The organism is Corallibacter vietnamensis (assembly GCF_039537875.1).
GTDB lineage: Bacteria > Bacteroidota > Bacteroidia > Flavobacteriales > Flavobacteriaceae > Corallibacter > Corallibacter vietnamensis.
Window position 1 is genome coordinate 321,048 of the sequence record NZ_BAABBI010000001.1, and the last position, 16,944, is coordinate 337,991.

The window sequence follows — 16,944 nt, forward strand, 5'->3', positions numbered from 1 at the left end:
CAAACACATGTAATTCATTTTATTTTTTTAGTTTTACAAGTATCTTAAAATGATTCTTGCCATGAAAAAACAGTTACTTTTATTCTTCTTTATTATCATAAATACTCTTGCATTTTCTCAAGAGTCATATACCATAAACAACGAAACTTTAAAACTAAAAACTGAAGTTGATGGTAATCTAGATTTACTGTGGAATGTTATTGATAACGAATATCGTTATTTTGTAAAAACGCAAAATGGCAACATTCAAGAGTTAAAAAACACAAAAGGCGAAAACAAAAAATATCAAGAAGAATACAAGACCGTATTAAAATCATTAACCGAAGGGTATGGCGTTTCGGTTGAAAAAGTTAAACTTACTCTAGCAAGTTTACGAGATTTTTTTAATGTTTATAACGCTACCACAGATTTAAATTTTAATTACGAAGAAAAAGCGAAAGTACAAGCAAGATTAGGTATTTTTGGTGGATTAACAAATCAACCTTTTGTTGTTAATCCTGACAACAAATCTGTGCCATTTTTTGGTTTAGAATTTGAAATTCTTGAACAAAAAAAATTAGCTCGCCACGCTTTATTTTTTAATCTAGAACACGCTTTAGAAAGCGATGATTTTAAATATACAGCTACTCAACTAGCTATTGGTTATAGATTCAGATTTATAAACCGAGAGCGTTTTAATCTATATACAAATCTAAAAATAGCAACCTACACAGCATCTGAAGAAACAAAATATCCTAACACACCATTTGCTTACAAAGATTCTTTTTCTGGTATTCAAGCACCTTTCATTCTTGGTTTAGGAGGCGACATTAAAATATCTGATCATAGTTTCATTACTTTAGCATATCATGATATTTATGCTGTATTTATAGATAATCATTCTGATTTTCCTATTGACTTTGCAATAGGCTACAAACTTAATTTATAGTGCGTTTAGATAAAACATCAAATCCAGCGTTTAACGATTACTTTTGGGATAATTCTAGCAAGAGTTCTCAAAAAATGACCGTGAAAGGCATTCTTATAAAAACACTTATTTCTTTACTCATTATTACAACAATTACGGTTGGCATTTGGAAACTTTATAGTCAAGGCACCAACATAAAATGGTTTGTAACTGGCGGCATGCTATCTGCTATAATTATAAGCGTTGTTATTTCAGTCAGACAACACTGGGCTTGGTTTTTAGTTCCTTTGTACGCTATAGCTAAAGGTGTTTTTTTGGGAGGCATCACAAGTTATGCTCATGCAAAATTTCCTAATATGCCTTACCAAGCTATTGGAGTTACTGTTATTACATTTTTTGTGATGCTGTCACTTTATCAAACACGTATTATTGTTGTGACAAAAAAGCTACGCAGTGTTATTATTACTGCTTGCGCTAGTATTTTTGTTGTTTATATTATTTCGTGGATATTAAGTTTTTTTGGCATCAAATCTTTTCTTTGGGGAACATCTTGGCTAGCAATTGTATTCAATATTGTTGCTGCTATTTTTGCTTCGCTAGCATTACTATTAGATTTTGATTATATAGAACGTCATAAAAACAAAGCTCCAAAAACGAAAGAATGGTTTGCCACTTGGGGACTTTTGGTTACTATTATTTGGCTTTATGTTGAGATTTTAAGATTAATGAAAAAATTAGCCATCAGGTTTTAATTTACTTGTATCACTACTGGCAATCTAAATTCTGTTTTTACTTGTTGTCCGCGTTTTAATGCTGGATAAATTTTTGGTAACGAATCTAAACTTGATGTAAGCATACTCTTTATATCAGGGATTTCTTGAAGCGTTATAGAATCTACAGTCACATCTATAAGTGATAATATTCCTGTTTCTGAAATTTGAAATTTTATAGTAATGGTATCATTAACATCTTGCTTTACTATAATGGTTTCTTTTTGCAAATTATCAGTAATAACATTAGTTAAAGTATTTTGAAAGCATTGCTTTCTAAGCTCTTTTGATGCTGCTGTATCACACAAAGCAAAAGATGGGTAATCATCAACCTCATTCCAATTAAATGCTTTTAATTCTTCATTTAATATAGCTTCAGAAGATGTTTTTTTTGCAGTAAAATAATTGCATGAAAACAACAATAAAAATCCTAAAATAAAACTAATGCGCTTCATAAATTCATCTGAAAGCGAAATGTACAATTTTTTTATATTTTAATCTGCATTTAAGCAGTTTGTAAACATAAAAACCTGAAGCATATGCTTCAGGTTTTTATGTGTTCTTATGCATAATCAACAATTACTTCACTTCAAATTTTATTGGCAGGTAATAAGGCACAGTTACTTGTTTGCCGTTTTGCTCTCCAGGAACCATAGTTGGTAACATACTAACTACGCGAATGGCTTCGGCTTCTAATTCTGGGTGTGACGCTCTTGCTTTTATATCTTTTATTTGTCCATCATGGCCTATTTTAAAGAAAACCGAAATTTTCTGAACGCCAGATAATTTTAAGGTATTCGCCAACTCTGTATTAAAGTTTTGACCGACAAACATGTTAAGTTTATTATTGAAAAAGACTTTGCTTTCTTCTTGAGAAGCGAAAGTCTTGCTATTTGGAAATTCAGGAACTTTATCAATAATGGCAAATGGAATCTCGATTCGGTCTTTTACTTCTTCATAAAAGCTACTATTTAAACCTGCTTTAGAAACTAAAGTTAATAGCGTTTTTAATGATAATTCTTCTTCAACAGACATATCACCTTGCTCTTGAACAGCTAAAAACAAATCTGAAATACGCTGATGTAGCTCACTTTTGTTTTTTGCATTATTAAAGTTTTGAACATCCTCAATTAATTTTTGGTTTACGCTTTCAGCATCTAGAGTTAGCATATCAAATAATAACTCAATACCTTTTTCCTCTTTATCTGATATGTTTCCTTGTACTTCAATTTGTTCTTTTACAGCATCAATTTTGTTTAATAATTCTCCTGATTCAGGTCTGCCGTTATTTGAATTATGTAAATTAGTATACATCAAATAAGAACCATTTGAAGAAGATACTTCTGTTCTAGTTAATCCTTCTGGAATCTCTTCTAATTTAGAATGAACACTATATGTTATTTCACTTTCATCAGAACTTATTTGTGCCCAAGCCACATATTCTGGATTATTTTTCAAGAATGCCTCATAATTGTTATGAATCTCTTTTTTAGCACCAACTAACTCTTCTCCTTTTTTTAATGAGTATGAATATTGGCTTAAATTTAATTCGTCTTGCTTTTTAACGTGATTGCTTTCATCGGAACATGAAGAATAGACTAACATTCCTAAAACCATTGGGATTAGCAAGGCGTACTTTAATAATTGGTACTGTTTTGATTTTGATTTTTGTAACATAATAATTCGTTTTTTGATTAATGATTGTTTAAAAAATGGATTGATGAATGATACCGCTTTGGTATCGAAAACCTGCGATAACAAGTTTTCATAATATTGTTTTTTATTGTGTTTTACCGCTTTAGAGTCTGCAATAAATTCGTGCAAGTCAGACGTTCTATTTTGATACATATAAACAAAAGGGTTAAACCAAAACACAATACGAAGCAGCTCAAAAAAAAGTAAATCTAATGTGTGCTTTTGGTTAATATGAACCAACTCATGCTTTAATATTGATTCTCTGTTTTGAGCATCTATTTTTTCTCCTAAAAACACATAATTAAAAAAAGAAAATGCCGCAGAACTATTCAACATTTGAACAATACGAATATGTTTTTGCTTTGTTTTTGGATTTTTATAAATAAGGGTTACTATAGATATTATGCGATACAAAAAATATAGTAATGCCAACGCACAGCCTAAAATCAAAATTGCAGATATATACCATAACATATCATAAGATGTATTGACTCCTTGTAAAACCACTTCATCTAGAACAATGGGTGTTTGAGTCTCAAAGGCCAGTTTTGGAAAAGACACAATATAGTTTTGTGATACAACATTTTTAAAACTATCAACCTTTACAAACGGCAAAATAAGAGACAGTAAAGCTGTACTTAATAAATAGATTCTGTTCCAGTTAAAAAATGTTTCCTTTTTCAAGAATACATCATAAATTATTAAAAAAACCAGCTGAAAAGCAATGGTTTGTATTATGTAATGTATCATGATTTCTCGGTTTTATTTATTTCTTTAAGTACTGATTCTAACTCGTTTAAACCAATGTCGTTTTTCTTCATAAAAAACGAAACCATACTCTTAAATGAGCCTTGAAAGTAGTTGTCTACTAAAGAATTTATACTTTGATTACTATAGTCTGTTTTTTTTACTAACGGAAAATACCTGTGACCTTTTCCTTGTTTTTCATAATCAACAAATCCTTTACTCTCTAATATTCTCACTATTGTAGACACCGTGTTGTATGCAGGTTTTGGCTCTGGTAACTCTTGTATTATTTGTTTAACATTAGCATTTTCTAGTTGCCAAAGTATTTGCATTATCTCTTCTTCTGCTTTTGTAAGTTGCTTCATTTTATGTTGCTTCAAAATGTATTATTCTTTAAAAACTAAAAAATTAGTTGAATACAAATATAACTAAATATTTAGTTTGAACTAATTTTTTAGTTAAAAAATGTAACTTTCTTTATGTATCTTCGACATACAAATAAAAAAACAATGGATATCTTACTAACGTGTATTGGCTTTCTTTTTATGATTATTGGCATATTAGGAAGCTTTCTTCCTGTATTGCCAGGACCTCCTATGAGCTGGATTGGACTACTTTTATTATACCTTACAAATGCCGTTGATAACAACTGGTGGTTTTTGGGTATTACACTAGCTATCGCTTTAATTGTTTTTGCTCTAGATTATGTGATACCTGCTATGGGAACCAAGAAATTTGGCGGTAGTAAAAAAGGCGTTTGGGGAACCACCATAGGGTTAATTATTGCTATATTCTTCCCTATTTTTGGTGTTTTCGGGATTATTATTTGGCCATTTATTGGCGCCTTTGTTGGAGAACTTATCAATAAAGCCGACTCTAAAACTGCTGTAAAAGCTGCTTTTGGATCTTTTTTAGGTTTTTTAACCGGTACGTTTTTAAAGTTTATTGTCGCTTTAGTTTACTTTGGCTTTTTTATAATGACTGCTTGGGAACACAAAAGCGCCATATTTACGCTATAAAAAGAAGAAACCTCATGGTTTTCAAATAAAACTGAAAACCACGAGGTTAGTGTAAATGCTATTATCAACAAATTTCTTTTGAGGGATTAATTAATTATCGTTGATGGTCAAATATAAAGTATATGCTTCATTTTTATTTACGGTTTTTCCGTAGACTTGTTACGGAAAAACCGTAAAATTGAGTGATAGCAACACATTCAAGAGATAATAAAAATTATAAAAACTGTAATTTTAACATTTTTTTCAGCTTGATTATATAAACCCATTATTTCGCGCTTCGGTTAAAAGATTTTCATCATTGCCATCTTCTACATTAAAAAGCGTTTTTAAGTGTTTTTTTCTCTTTTCTATAGCACTCATTGATAAATCTATATGTTCTTTTAAATTTTTTGTTTTTATACCTTGCGATAGTAGATAAAGTATTTTTCTGTTTATCTCATCAAGAACTATATCGTCTGAAATTGCTTTTCTTATAAAACTATTAACGCTACCACTATAAAATGGCGGATTACTCAATACAGCTTGAAATGCACTTGCCAACTCGCTTGATGTTAAATCACTTTTTATTAAAAAGCCTTCTGGAGCGATATTTTTAATGATATGATGTATACGGTAAGGTTCATTAAACATAGTTAATATCACTATTTTAGCTTCTGGAAACAGTTTTCTTGCATATACAGCAAGGTCTTCTCCAGAGTTAAACTTACCATCTGAAGAAGCTGGTAAGCTGATATCCATAAAAAATACATTATAAGGCCTTTTTAAGGCTTCAGCCTGGTTCATATATTTTAAGGATTCGTCGCAATTGCTTGCTACATCAATTATTAAGTTTTGATGTTCTTTTTTTGTTGCTAATAATATGTTTTGGTATCCTTCTGTAATTAGAGGGTGATCATCAGTCATTAATATTCGAATGTTCTCTGACATTGTTTATTCTGTTTTTTTAGATTGGGGCTTTAATAATTATTTTAGATCCTAAATCTTTTTCTGATTTAACAATCAACTTTCCTTGAATTTCCTTAACCCTTGAATTCATGTTCTTTAAACCAATACCTTTTTTGGCTTTATCTACATCAAAACCTGAACCGTTATCCTTTATGGTTAAGCAAATTACATTATTTTTAAGTTTAAAACTAATTTTCACATCTGAAGCATTGGCGTGTTTATAGATGTTTTGAAGTGCTTCTTGAATGATTCTATATATGTGAATTTTTGTTTTATTTGAAACATCATCCCATTGAATATCATCTTTATTGCTTATTGCATACTTTAAACCATAGGCTTTTGTTTGTGTTTCAACCATGGTTTTTATAATATCTAAATATCCTGATCCTGATATGAAATCGGTGTTTAAATCATGGGACACTTTACGGATATCATGTTCTATATTTTTAAGCTCATTGATATAGGTACTTCTTGATTGAATAGCTTCTGGTTGTGTGTTAAAATTTAAACTATCCAGGCTTAATCGTGTACCAAAAAGCCTACCTAAAATTCCATCGTGAAGTTCTTCAGAGATTCGTCTTTTTTCAGCCGCTCTAGCTTCTTCTATTTTATCGTGTTGAGACAGCATAAGGTTGTATATCTCTTCATTTGTTTCTTGCTGTTCTTGAATAAACTTAAGTTCTTTATTTTTTGCTCGTTGAGATATAATGATATAAACAAGAATTATCGTAATAACAAGTATTGATGATATAATCATAAGCCACATTCGCTCTCTTGAGATTTGTAAGTTTTCTTGTTCTATTTGATCTGTTTCAAATTCAATTCTTGCAAATTTATTTCTAATGGCTCGCTCTTTTGTTTGTAAGCTGTCTCTTAACTTAACATAGTCATATAAATAATCTTTTGCCTTGCTTGGGTCTTCTATTTTTGATTTTAACATTAAAGACCGTAATATAACATCATTGGTTTTTGTTTCAACAGCTGTTTTATAGGCCTGATTTGCATATATTAACGCAGAGTCTTTTTTATTTATATTGGTATAAAAATTAGCCGCATTTAGTGACACAGACATAATGCTAAATGGGTCTTGCACACTATCACTTACTTTATTGGCTTCAGTAAGCATTTGCTTTATTTCTTTGTTATTATACTTCCCTGATAAATGTTTTGAGTAGGCATAGTCTCCTAAAATCAAGGCATAGTTATTAGGTTCTTGCTTTAGTAATTCTTTTTTTTCAAAAAGCTTATCATAGATATCTAAAACTTTATCATACTGTTTTAGCTCTTTATAAATTAATGCAATATTACTATTAGAGTATAATGTGTATAAGTAATTATCTGATATTCTGTTACTATAAGATAAAGCCTTATTGTGGTATTCAATTGCTTTATCATAAAGCTCTAACTCATCAGAGGCAATAGCTATAAGATTATTTAATGCCCAAAGGTAATCTAGTGTGTTTTCATTTTGATCTAGCGTTTTAAAAAGCTTAATAGATTCTATAGCGTTTTTTTCGCAACCTATATAATCACGTTCATTAAACTGAATATCTGCCATGTTAAATAATGCCACAGCCTCATTCTGCACTTGATTTACACCTTTAAAAAACTTTGACGCTTTATAGTAGTAATAGTAGGAACTATCAATCTCTTTTCTAACCGAATGAACCCAACCCAAAACATTGCTCACGTTTGCAACTGCTAATGAATCGTTTAACGAGTTTGCTAGTTTTAAATTTTCATGGTTTAAATCATACAGCTCGTTAACATCACGCTTGTACAAGTATAGTGTAGATAATAATCGCTTGCTTGTTAAAAGTGTGGAATCTTTTTTACTTCTATTTGAAAAAGCAATTGCTTTTTTGGCAAACAAAATACGCTCATCTAAATCTAAATTGGTGTCTTTTGCTAATGCTCTATAATGATAAATGCTGTCATAAATCTGATTTTGAGAATAAAGCGCAGTTGCTAATGAAAATGACAGTATGAATAATATGTTTTTTATCAATGTAGAATTATTGTATACCAACCAAATTTATAATATTTTATGAAAAGTGCGTCTTTTGCTCAATATAAAATAAACCGAAAATATATACAACACGTAAACCCTTTATAAAAAAGGGTTTAAAAATTTATTTAAGGTATTAATTATTATCCTTGAGTAGGAACTGTCTGGCCTTTTTTCACGTGTCTTTTAACTGCGAAGTTATAATCTACTTTTGTAGTTTTAGATGCTTTATCTTTTTCAGAGAAATCATCGTTATTAGACTTAAGTCCAGTTAAAGTTACACCAAATACGATTGCTAATAAAGTAATTTTTAGAGTTTTCATGCTATTAAAAAAGTTTAGTTATACAATAGTTATTAATTATTTAAAAAATAAAATATTCGTGACTTGTGGTTATGAAAAATTCAAAACCATGATTGAGGGAGGAATGGATTAACAGCTTTATATAACATGCACATACGCACATTACATAACAATAAAAAACTATGAGGGAATCAAGACAAACTCGTGCCTTGCATTGTGGATTAATTAATAGTCTTAAAAAACAAATTGATTAATTAGGGATTTATTTTTTAAGGAGCGTAAAAATATTATTTGCTATATTAAATATACTATAAAAATAGATTAAAAGCAAATTTCTTCGGTGAAATGTTTTTTTTGAGGTTTTTTCTTACAAATAAAACTATTGCTTATTCAGCATACTGAAAAAAGTGTTTAAAAAAAAGGGCTTTAAAACAAAAAAGCATCCCTATTCTCAATAAAGAGAAAAGGAAAGCTTTCCATTGGTTTAACTACTTAAACCATTGACAGACTTTAACATCTGCCAAACAACACAACTAAATTTTATTGCCAAAAAAAGCTCCAACTTTGTGGAGCTTAAGCAATATTTGCGGTCTGGACGGGACTCGAACCCGCGACCTTCGCCGTGACAGGGCGACATTCTAACCAACTGAACTACCAGACCGTTGCTCTATTGCGGATGCAAATATAAGAGCCTTTTTCAATATCTCAAATATTTTTTGAACTTTTTTTTTATTTTTTTTACCTAAACAAACTTTTTTCGCTCTATCATATACGTTGTCAACACATTATCAAATCCTTTTCTTAAATCTGCTTCTACATATTTTATTTGATATTGTCCGCATTTTAAACGTAAAGCTTCAAAATATGCTGTTACAGCCTCTTTATATTGGTCTTTTATTGTATCAGCATAAACATTAATATAATCTCCTGTTTCTACATCAATAAAACGTTTTGGTGTATTGTCAAATTCAAAATTCTGCTCTTTCTCGCTATCAAAAACATGAAAAAGCACAACTTCATGTTTATTGTGTTTTAAATGACGTAAAGCTTCAAACAGTTCTTTTTCTTTAGATGTTGTTTGAAACATGTCAGTAAAAAAGAAAATAAGAGACCTTCTATGAATTTTCTCTGCTATTTGATGTAAATACGTATAGGTTTCTGTAAGTCTGTTTACAGGCCTTGAAATTACCGTGTTGCTTAATTGATGTAACAACATTTGATGATGACGCTCACTTCCCTTTTCAGGTGCGTAGTAATCATAAGCATCACTATAAATACTTAAACCCACAGCATCTCTTTGTCTCTTTAGCATATGCATTAATGATGCTGATGCCAAAGCTGAAAACGCAATTTTATTTAAACTATTTACTGAAAAATTAGACATTTCAGGATAGTGCATTGAGCTGCTATTGTCAACAATTAAGTGACAACGAAGGTTAGTCTCTTCATCAAAGCGTTTTCTAAAAAGCTTATCTGATTTCGCATACAGTTTCCAGTCTATATGCTTGGTACTTTCTCCTTGGTTATAGATTTTATGCTCGGCAAACTCTGCCGAAAAGCCATGAAACGGACTTTTATGCATGCCCGCAATAAAACCCTCGACGACTTGTTTTGCTAGTAGCTCCAGATTTTTAAAAGCTCCTGTTTTATTAAGTTCTTGTTGTAAATTCATCAAGCTCTAAACTAAAAAAGGTTTGCCGTTAAAGCAAACCTTTTATCTTTTCTTTTAGAAAGTATTTTATAAAAGCGAATCAATCGCTTCAGTATATGCGCTTTTTTGAGCTACACCTACTTGACGTCCTACTACTTCTCCGTTTTGAAATACTAAAACAGTTGGTATATTACGCACTCCATATTTTGCAGCAAACTCTTGGTTAGCATCAACATCTACCTTACCTACAACAGCTTTACCTTCATATTCGTTACTAATTTCATCAATAATTGGTCCAACCATTCTACATGGTCCACACCAAGCAGCCCAAAAATCAACCATTACTGGTTTATCACTTTTTAATACAGTTTCTTCAAACGTTGCATCTGTTATTTCTAATGCCATAATCTTTTATTTAAATGTGTTTTACTTCAATTTTATATGCAATATTAGTCAAAAAATTTGCCAAAACTTACAGCATGACAATTTGTTTTGTTTATATACGCATTGTTTCAGGTTATTAACCTCTTATATTGAGCGTATAAACCAAGCTTTACTCTTGTGTTTTTATTCTATTCGGAATTCATGATTATAAATATTTCACTATTCGCTCTCTTTAATGAACTCAAACATACCGTTCAATCCTTTTTACGTAAATATAACTATCAATTCAACTTGTAATACAAATCGTGTTGTTCTAAATGATTAAGCAACTCTTGAGAAATCTTTACTTTTTGTTTTCGGCTATGCATATTTAGCTTTATCTTTTCTTCATTATCATAGACAACAAAATCCAACTGTTTTTCTCCAGCATGTTCTTGAATCAATTCTTTTAAAATAGCTATTCGCTTTTCTTTCAGGTCATTAATATGAAGTTGAATAGACAGCTTTCTGGCATAAGTATCCATAACATCATGTAACAATTGAAAACTATTAAACTGTATTCTTGGATCTCCTTTTATCCCAGTGTTTTTATTCACCCAACCTTCTCTTACAAAAAGTTTAATGTACACAAACGAATTCACAACAAAGAAATGCCTAAATTTCAAATATTCTTCACCAAAAATTCGAAACTCATAACTGGCATCATAATCCTCAACAGTAAATAACGCCCAACCTTTACCCTGTTTACTTACACGATGTTGCACATCGGTTACTACGCCTCCAAATGTCAACTCTCTATTTACATAGGTTTCTAAATCGTTTAGTAATGATAAGTTGGCATTACAAAACGTTTTCATTTCAACTTTAAAGTCGTCCAAAGGATGCCCTGAAATATAGATACCAACGACTTCTTTCTCTCTTGCCAATTTTTCCATGGTTCCCCATTCTTCACAAGGTGGCACTTGTGGTTCAGCTATTTGCACATCACTTGCTTCTCCAAACAAACTTACTTGTGCAGAGTTTTCATTTTCTTGATGCTTTGCACCATATTTTATGGCTTTTTCTAAAAAGGTAATACCATCTCCCTCATCATGAAAATATTGCGCACGATGCGTCGATTTAAAACAATCAAAACCACCAGCAAGCGCTAGGTTTTCAAAAGCTTTTTTATTGGCAGCACGTAAATCTATACGTTTAGCAAAATCAAAAATAGATTTATAATGACCATCTTTTTTTCGGTTTTCAACAATAGTCATTACAGCTCCATGACCAACCCCTTTTATGGCTCCCATACCAAAACGCACCGCATTGTCTTGGTTTACCGAAAACTTGTAATAACTTTCGTTAATATCTGGTCCAAGTACATTCAATTTCATTCGCTTACATTCCTCCATAAAAAAGGTAACCGATTTAATATCATTCATGTTATTTGAAAGTACCGCAGCCATATATTCAGCAGGATAATGCGCTTTTAAATAGGCTGTTTGATAAGCTATCCACGCATAACATGTTGAGTGCGATTTATTAAAAGCATAACTTGCAAAGGCTTCCCAATCTTTCCAAACTTTTTCAAGTACTTTAGGATCATGACCATTTGCGCTAGCTTGCTCAATAAATTTCGGTTTCATTTTATCTAGTACCGCAATTTGCTTTTTACCCATGGCTTTACGAAGCATATCGGCTTCACCCTTGGTAAAATCTGCAAGTTTTTGCGATAACAACATTACCTGCTCTTGATAAACGGTAATACCATAGGTTTCCTTAAGGTATTCTTCCATGGCAGGTAAATCATATTCAATCTCTTCGTCACCATGCTTTCTACGAACGAAACTTGGGATATATTCCATTGGGCCTGGACGATACAAGGCGTTCATCGCAATTAAATCTTCAAACACCGTTGGCTTTAAATCGCGAAGGTGTTTTTGCATCCCAGGAGATTCGTATTGGAACACGCCAACCGTTTCACCACGTTGGAATAATGCATAGGTTTCTTCATCATCTAACGGAAAACTTTCAGGATCTAGCTCAATACCATGCTTTGCTTTTACAATCTTAACTGTATCCTTAATTAGGGTTAAGGTTTTTAATCCCAAGAAATCCATTTTAAGAAGCCCTGCCGATTCTACAACCGAGTTATCAAACTGGGTGACATACAAATCGGAATCTTTTGCTACAGACACCGGAACGAATTTGGTAATATCATCTGGTGTAATAATCACACCACAAGCATGAATCCCTGTGTTTCTTACAGAACCTTCAAGTGCACGCGCAGTGTTTACGGTTTCTGCCTCTAAATCGGAGCCTTCAGAAATATTTAAAAGCTGATTAACTTTCTCTAATTCTTCCGATCTAAACTTACCTGCTAATGCTTTTTCATCTAAACCAAATATCTTATTTAGTTTAGACATATTCGGGATTAATTTGGCAATTCTATCAGCATCAAATAGTGGTAAATCTAACACACGAGCTGTATCACGAATAGAAGATTTGGCAGCCATGGTTCCGTACGTAATAATTTGCGCCACTTGATTAGCACCATATTTTTTAATTACATAGTCCATAACACGACTTCGGCCTTCGTCATCAAAATCAATATCAATATCAGGCATACTAATACGATCAGGATTTAAGAAACGCTCAAAAAGTAAGTCGTACTTCATTGGGTCTATATTGGTAATCCACAAACAGTAAGCAGCTACCGATCCTGCAGCTGAACCACGTCCTGGACCTACCGATACATCCATATTTCTAGCTTCGCGAATGAAATCTTCTACAATCAAGAAATATCCAGGATAACCTGTGTTTTCAATAACGCTTAACTCAAAGTCTAGACGCTCTGTAACTTCTTCAGATAGTGGGTCTCCATAACGCTTTTTAGCGCCTTCGTAAACCAGATGTCGTAAATAGGCATTTTCTCCTCGTTTTCCACCATCAACTAAATCTTCTTCATGCTTAAATTCATCAGGAATATCAAACGCTGGTAACAGTACATCACGAGCTAACTGAAAAGCTTCAATTTTATCAAGAATATCTTGCGTATTTGAAATCGCATCAGGTAAATCCTTAAAAAGTGCCTTCATTTCATCAGAAGACTTAAAGTAATATTCTTGGTTTGGTAATCCATAGCGATAACCACGTCCACGACCTATTGGTGTGGCTTGTTTTTCACCATCTTTTACGCATAATAAAATATCATGCGCATTGGCATCTTCTTGATTTTGATAATAGGTATTGTTCGTTGCAACCAGCTTAACATCATGCTTTCTTGCTAACTTCACCAATGTATCATTTACACGATTTTCGTCTTCTTGATTATGACGCATAATCTCAACATACAAATCGTCTCCAAACAGTTCTTTCCACCAAATCAGGGCTTCTTCAGCTTGGTTTTCACCAATATTCAACACCTTGCTTGGAACTTCCCCATACAAGTTTCCAGTTAAAACAATGATGTCTTCTTTGTATTGTTCAATAAGTTTTTTGTCAATACGAGGCACATAATAAAACCCATCTACAAAGGCATGCGAAGACAGTTTTGCTAAATTATGATACCCATTTTTATTTTTTGCCAAAAGCACAATCTGATAACCATTGTCTTTTCTGGACTTATCAGTATGATCTTCACAAACAAAAAACTCACAACCTACAATGGGTTTAATAAGTTTTTTATCTGTTGTTTCTCCTTTTTCTTCGGCAGCTTTTATAGCAGCCTCAATATTTTTATTTTGATTGTTTACCGCATTTATAAAATGAAAGGCACCCATCATATTTCCATGATCTGTTAGCGCAACCGCAGGCATATTGTGCGTTGCAGCAGCCGAAACTAAATCAGGAATACTCATTGTAGACTGCAATATTGAGAATTGCGAGTGGTTATGAAGGTGTACAAAATCAACTTCTGCTAAATCGGAAATATTTTGTTTTATTTCCTCGGTTGAAATGGTACTGGTTTGCTGTTTTTGAAGACGCTCACGAATTTTAGCACTTTCGCGTTTTAAGTTGATGTGCTTTAATCCGATAAGTTGAATTTCCTGCGGATTAGCTTCAGAGAATTTCTGAAAATAATCTGGCTGAACGTCTAATTGCTCAACAGTGTATTCTTCACGACGAATTAATTCAAAAAAGCAACGTGTTGTTGCTTCAACATCGGCTGTTGCATTATGCGCTTCAGCAAAAGGTTTATTGAATAGAAATTCGTGCAACTCGGTTAAGGTTGGTAACTTAAATTTACCACCACGACCACCGGGAATTTGGCAAAGTTGCGCTGTATGCTCGGTACAAGTATCTAGCACTGGTAGTTCTTGCAATTTATTAGCAACATCGCCTCTGTAAAATTCGGCCCCCATAATATTGACATCAAAGCCAACATTTTGACCAACTATAAACGTGGTTTTGTTTAATGCTTCATTAAACTTCTCAAGAACTTCAGATAAAGACACACCTTGTTCCTCTGCTAATTCGGTAGAAATACCGTGAATTTTCTCGGCATCATAAGGGATATTAAATCCTTCAGGCTTTATTAAATAATCTTGATGCTCAATACAATTACCAAGCGCATCATGCAACTGCCAAGCAATTTGAATAGCTCTTGGCCAGTTATCGGTATCGCTAATAGGCGCATCCCAACGCTTTGGTAATCCGGTTGTTTCGGTATCAAAAATTAAGTACATAAAATGGTTTTATCTTGAAAAATAAGAAGGTTAAAATTAAGAATAATTATTAGTTTTTTGACCGAAAGTTATAAACAGTTGTAAACAAAAAACGCAACCTATTAGGTTGCGTTTAATTTTTTTTAGTTTAATAATTTAGGACACGAGCTCTTCTTGAACTTTTTCTGTATTAATTGCCGATTGTATGGCGTTTTTATGCTTAACTAAAACCGCATCAATACTTGGCGGAAGCGTTCTGTCTTTCAAAACATCTTTATATTCATCTAGACTTGTTTTTTCTCCACGAATTGCTTCCTCTAGAATAGCTTCTTCGTCATTTGTTGTGAATGTCGATTTTAAATTCATCCAACCTCTATGAGCTGCACCTTTTAAACTACCTGATTCTTCTGGTAATTCGCCGTACTGCAAAATCTCTGTTCGTAGTTCTTTTGCAAACTGACTACGTTCTGTTGCTCTTCGTTTGAAAAACATTTTAAGGTTTGGATTTTCTACATTTTTCATAGCGTTAGTATAACCCTTTTCAGCGTCATAATTTTTCACTAATAAGTTGTTTAATTTGTTTGAAATTTCTTCTGAATACTTCATTTTCTTTGACATTTAAATTTCAATAAATTCTTTATAGATGCGTATTGTTTCACATCTGCTATTTTTAGTATACAAGAAATATGAAGTCATGTCAAGTTTTAAGCTTATAATCTCAAAAACTTTAAGAATCCTTAACAAAAAACGCAGCCTTTTGAGCTGCGTTTGTTAATGTTTTTAAGATTTTTCTATAGTGAATCTAAATAATCTGGAGTTCCGTTTGCGTTAGAATCTTCTGCATCATCTGGATTACCATCACCATTTGGATCTGGGTTTTCACTTATAGTTAATATAGTATCATTATCATCATCATTATCTAAATAATTTGGAATACCGTCTGCATCGGTATCATCATTTAAAAAGTCTCCGTCTATATCTAAATCTTCGTATTGCGTTAAAATACTATCTCCATCATCGTCAGTATCTAAATAATCTGGAGTTCCATCAGCATCTGTATCGTCATTTGTTGGGTCTCCGTCTCCATCAATGTCTTCATTTATTGATAAAATTCCATCATTATCATCATCACCACAATACAGACTATCAATAAGATCTTGGATCATTCCTGTAGAATCAACACACGCATTTTGTTGTTGTATTAACGCATTTACATAAGCTGTACATAATTCAGGGTAATCATTATGATAAGTTCCTACAGCTTCATAGTTTGTTCTAGCAACCTCAACAGCAGCAACTGCATCATCACAAGCAAAAACTTCGGCTGCAGAGAATGGCAAAGGAATATCAAAAAATACGCCTTCACTCATGTTTACCGTATGTCTTCCTGAAGCAGAATATGCGTTAAACCTGAACTCTCCAGAAATAGTGTTTGACAAAACATTATATCTAGTTACAATGATTAACCCATCAGCCGGATAAACATGATTATCGCCATCTGGAACATTTTTAGTAGAGTATTCTATATCTTGAATATCAACAAAAATAGCTTCGCTTGGTTGACTTTCTCCTAACTCGTAGTTCCCTATGGCTGGCGAAGGGATTACCAGTTTTACAGTTTCGTAATTATCACCTCCTGAAATTTCAATATCACCATCATCATTTAGGTTTGCTTCATAGTAAACAGCTTTCCATAAATTTCCATCTTTCTTTCCTTGTAAAGCAGGCGTATTAAACTCTATTTCGTCACCACAACCAACTATAGTAAGCAAAGCAACAATAAAAACACATAGTTTTTTCATAGTATAATTTTGAATTATTTTTAGTGATTTAAAGGACTCAAAAATAGAATAAAAAAAATAAACAT

General features: G+C 32.3%; 14 protein-coding genes and 1 tRNA gene. 3 read left to right on the forward strand and 12 right to left on the reverse strand.

All coding sequences use genetic code 11. From position 1 onward, the window contains the following. The first annotated feature begins 61 nt into the window (after positions 1-61). Together ABD690_RS01515 and ABD690_RS01520 are read left to right on the forward strand one after the other, a co-directional pair. Positions 62-928, forward strand: a complete 867-nt coding sequence (locus tag ABD690_RS01515) for a hypothetical protein (RefSeq protein ID WP_344726328.1) — start codon at positions 62-64, stop codon at positions 926-928. Further along, complete coding sequence (locus tag ABD690_RS01520) at positions 928-1,659, forward strand: Bax inhibitor-1/YccA family protein (RefSeq protein ID WP_344726330.1); 732 nt, start codon at positions 928-930, stop codon at positions 1,657-1,659. Before ABD690_RS01515 ends, ABD690_RS01520 begins: the two co-directional genes overlap by 1 nt. Here ABD690_RS01520 and ABD690_RS01525 read toward each other — a convergent pair. The 3 genes from ABD690_RS01525 to ABD690_RS01535 form a co-directional block, all read right to left on the reverse strand. Next, a complete protein-coding gene (locus ABD690_RS01525) occupies positions 1,656-2,132 on the reverse strand; it encodes a hypothetical protein (protein WP_344726332.1) in 477 nt (158 codons plus the stop codon). The two genes, ABD690_RS01520 and ABD690_RS01525, sit on opposite strands and share 4 nt — an antisense overlap. A gap of 124 nt (positions 2,133-2,256) precedes the next feature. Next, positions 2,257-4,122 (reverse strand): M56 family metallopeptidase, encoded by a 1,866-nt coding sequence (locus ABD690_RS01530; protein ID WP_344726334.1) that lies wholly within the window; start codon positions 4,120-4,122, stop codon positions 2,257-2,259. Next, a complete protein-coding gene (locus tag ABD690_RS01535) occupies positions 4,119-4,484 on the reverse strand; it encodes a BlaI/MecI/CopY family transcriptional regulator (protein WP_344726336.1) in 366 nt (121 codons plus the stop codon). The genes ABD690_RS01530 and ABD690_RS01535 overlap by 4 nt, the downstream gene beginning before the upstream one ends. A gap of 144 nt (positions 4,485-4,628) precedes the next feature. Between ABD690_RS01535 and ABD690_RS01540 the strand changes: the two genes are divergently transcribed. Then, a complete protein-coding gene (locus tag ABD690_RS01540) occupies positions 4,629-5,138 on the forward strand; it encodes a DUF456 domain-containing protein (RefSeq protein WP_344726338.1) in 510 nt (169 codons plus the stop codon). 252 nt (positions 5,139-5,390) lie between these two features. Here ABD690_RS01540 and ABD690_RS01545 read toward each other — a convergent pair whose 3' ends face one another. The 9 genes from ABD690_RS01545 to ABD690_RS01585 form a co-directional block, all read right to left on the reverse strand. Further along, positions 5,391-6,065, reverse strand: a complete 675-nt coding sequence (locus ABD690_RS01545) for a response regulator (RefSeq protein WP_344726340.1) — start codon at positions 6,063-6,065, stop codon at positions 5,391-5,393. 16 nt (positions 6,066-6,081) lie between these two features. Continuing rightward, complete coding sequence (locus ABD690_RS01550; RefSeq protein WP_344726342.1) at positions 6,082-8,091, reverse strand: tetratricopeptide repeat-containing sensor histidine kinase; 2,010 nt, start codon at positions 8,089-8,091, stop codon at positions 6,082-6,084. A gap of 143 nt (positions 8,092-8,234) precedes the next feature. After that, positions 8,235-8,414 (reverse strand): hypothetical protein, encoded by a 180-nt coding sequence (locus ABD690_RS01555; protein ID WP_344726344.1) that lies wholly within the window; start codon positions 8,412-8,414, stop codon positions 8,235-8,237. A gap of 566 nt (positions 8,415-8,980) precedes the next feature. Further along, a tRNA-Asp gene (locus ABD690_RS01560) sits at positions 8,981-9,054 on the reverse strand. 81 nt (positions 9,055-9,135) lie between these two features. After that, entirely contained in the window at positions 9,136-10,065 is a 930-nt protein-coding gene (locus ABD690_RS01565) for a DUF58 domain-containing protein (protein WP_344726346.1), read from the reverse strand. A 66-nt stretch (positions 10,066-10,131) separates the two neighbouring features. Beyond that, a complete protein-coding gene (trxA, locus tag ABD690_RS01570; RefSeq protein ID WP_103050957.1) occupies positions 10,132-10,449 on the reverse strand; it encodes a thioredoxin in 318 nt (105 codons plus the stop codon). 260 nt (positions 10,450-10,709) lie between these two features. Then, complete coding sequence (gene dnaE, locus ABD690_RS01575; protein ID WP_344726348.1) at positions 10,710-15,098, reverse strand: DNA polymerase III subunit alpha; 4,389 nt, start codon at positions 15,096-15,098, stop codon at positions 10,710-10,712. Between the two features lie 135 nt (positions 15,099-15,233). After that, entirely contained in the window at positions 15,234-15,683 is a 450-nt protein-coding gene (locus ABD690_RS01580) for a ferritin-like domain-containing protein (RefSeq protein ID WP_344726350.1), read from the reverse strand. 185 nt (positions 15,684-15,868) lie between these two features. Continuing rightward, the gene (locus ABD690_RS01585) at positions 15,869-16,879 is read right to left on the reverse strand and encodes a DUF6252 domain-containing protein (RefSeq protein ID WP_344726353.1); all 1,011 of its coding nucleotides are present in this window, start codon (positions 16,877-16,879) and stop codon (positions 15,869-15,871) included. Between the last annotated feature and the right edge of the window lie 65 nt (positions 16,880-16,944).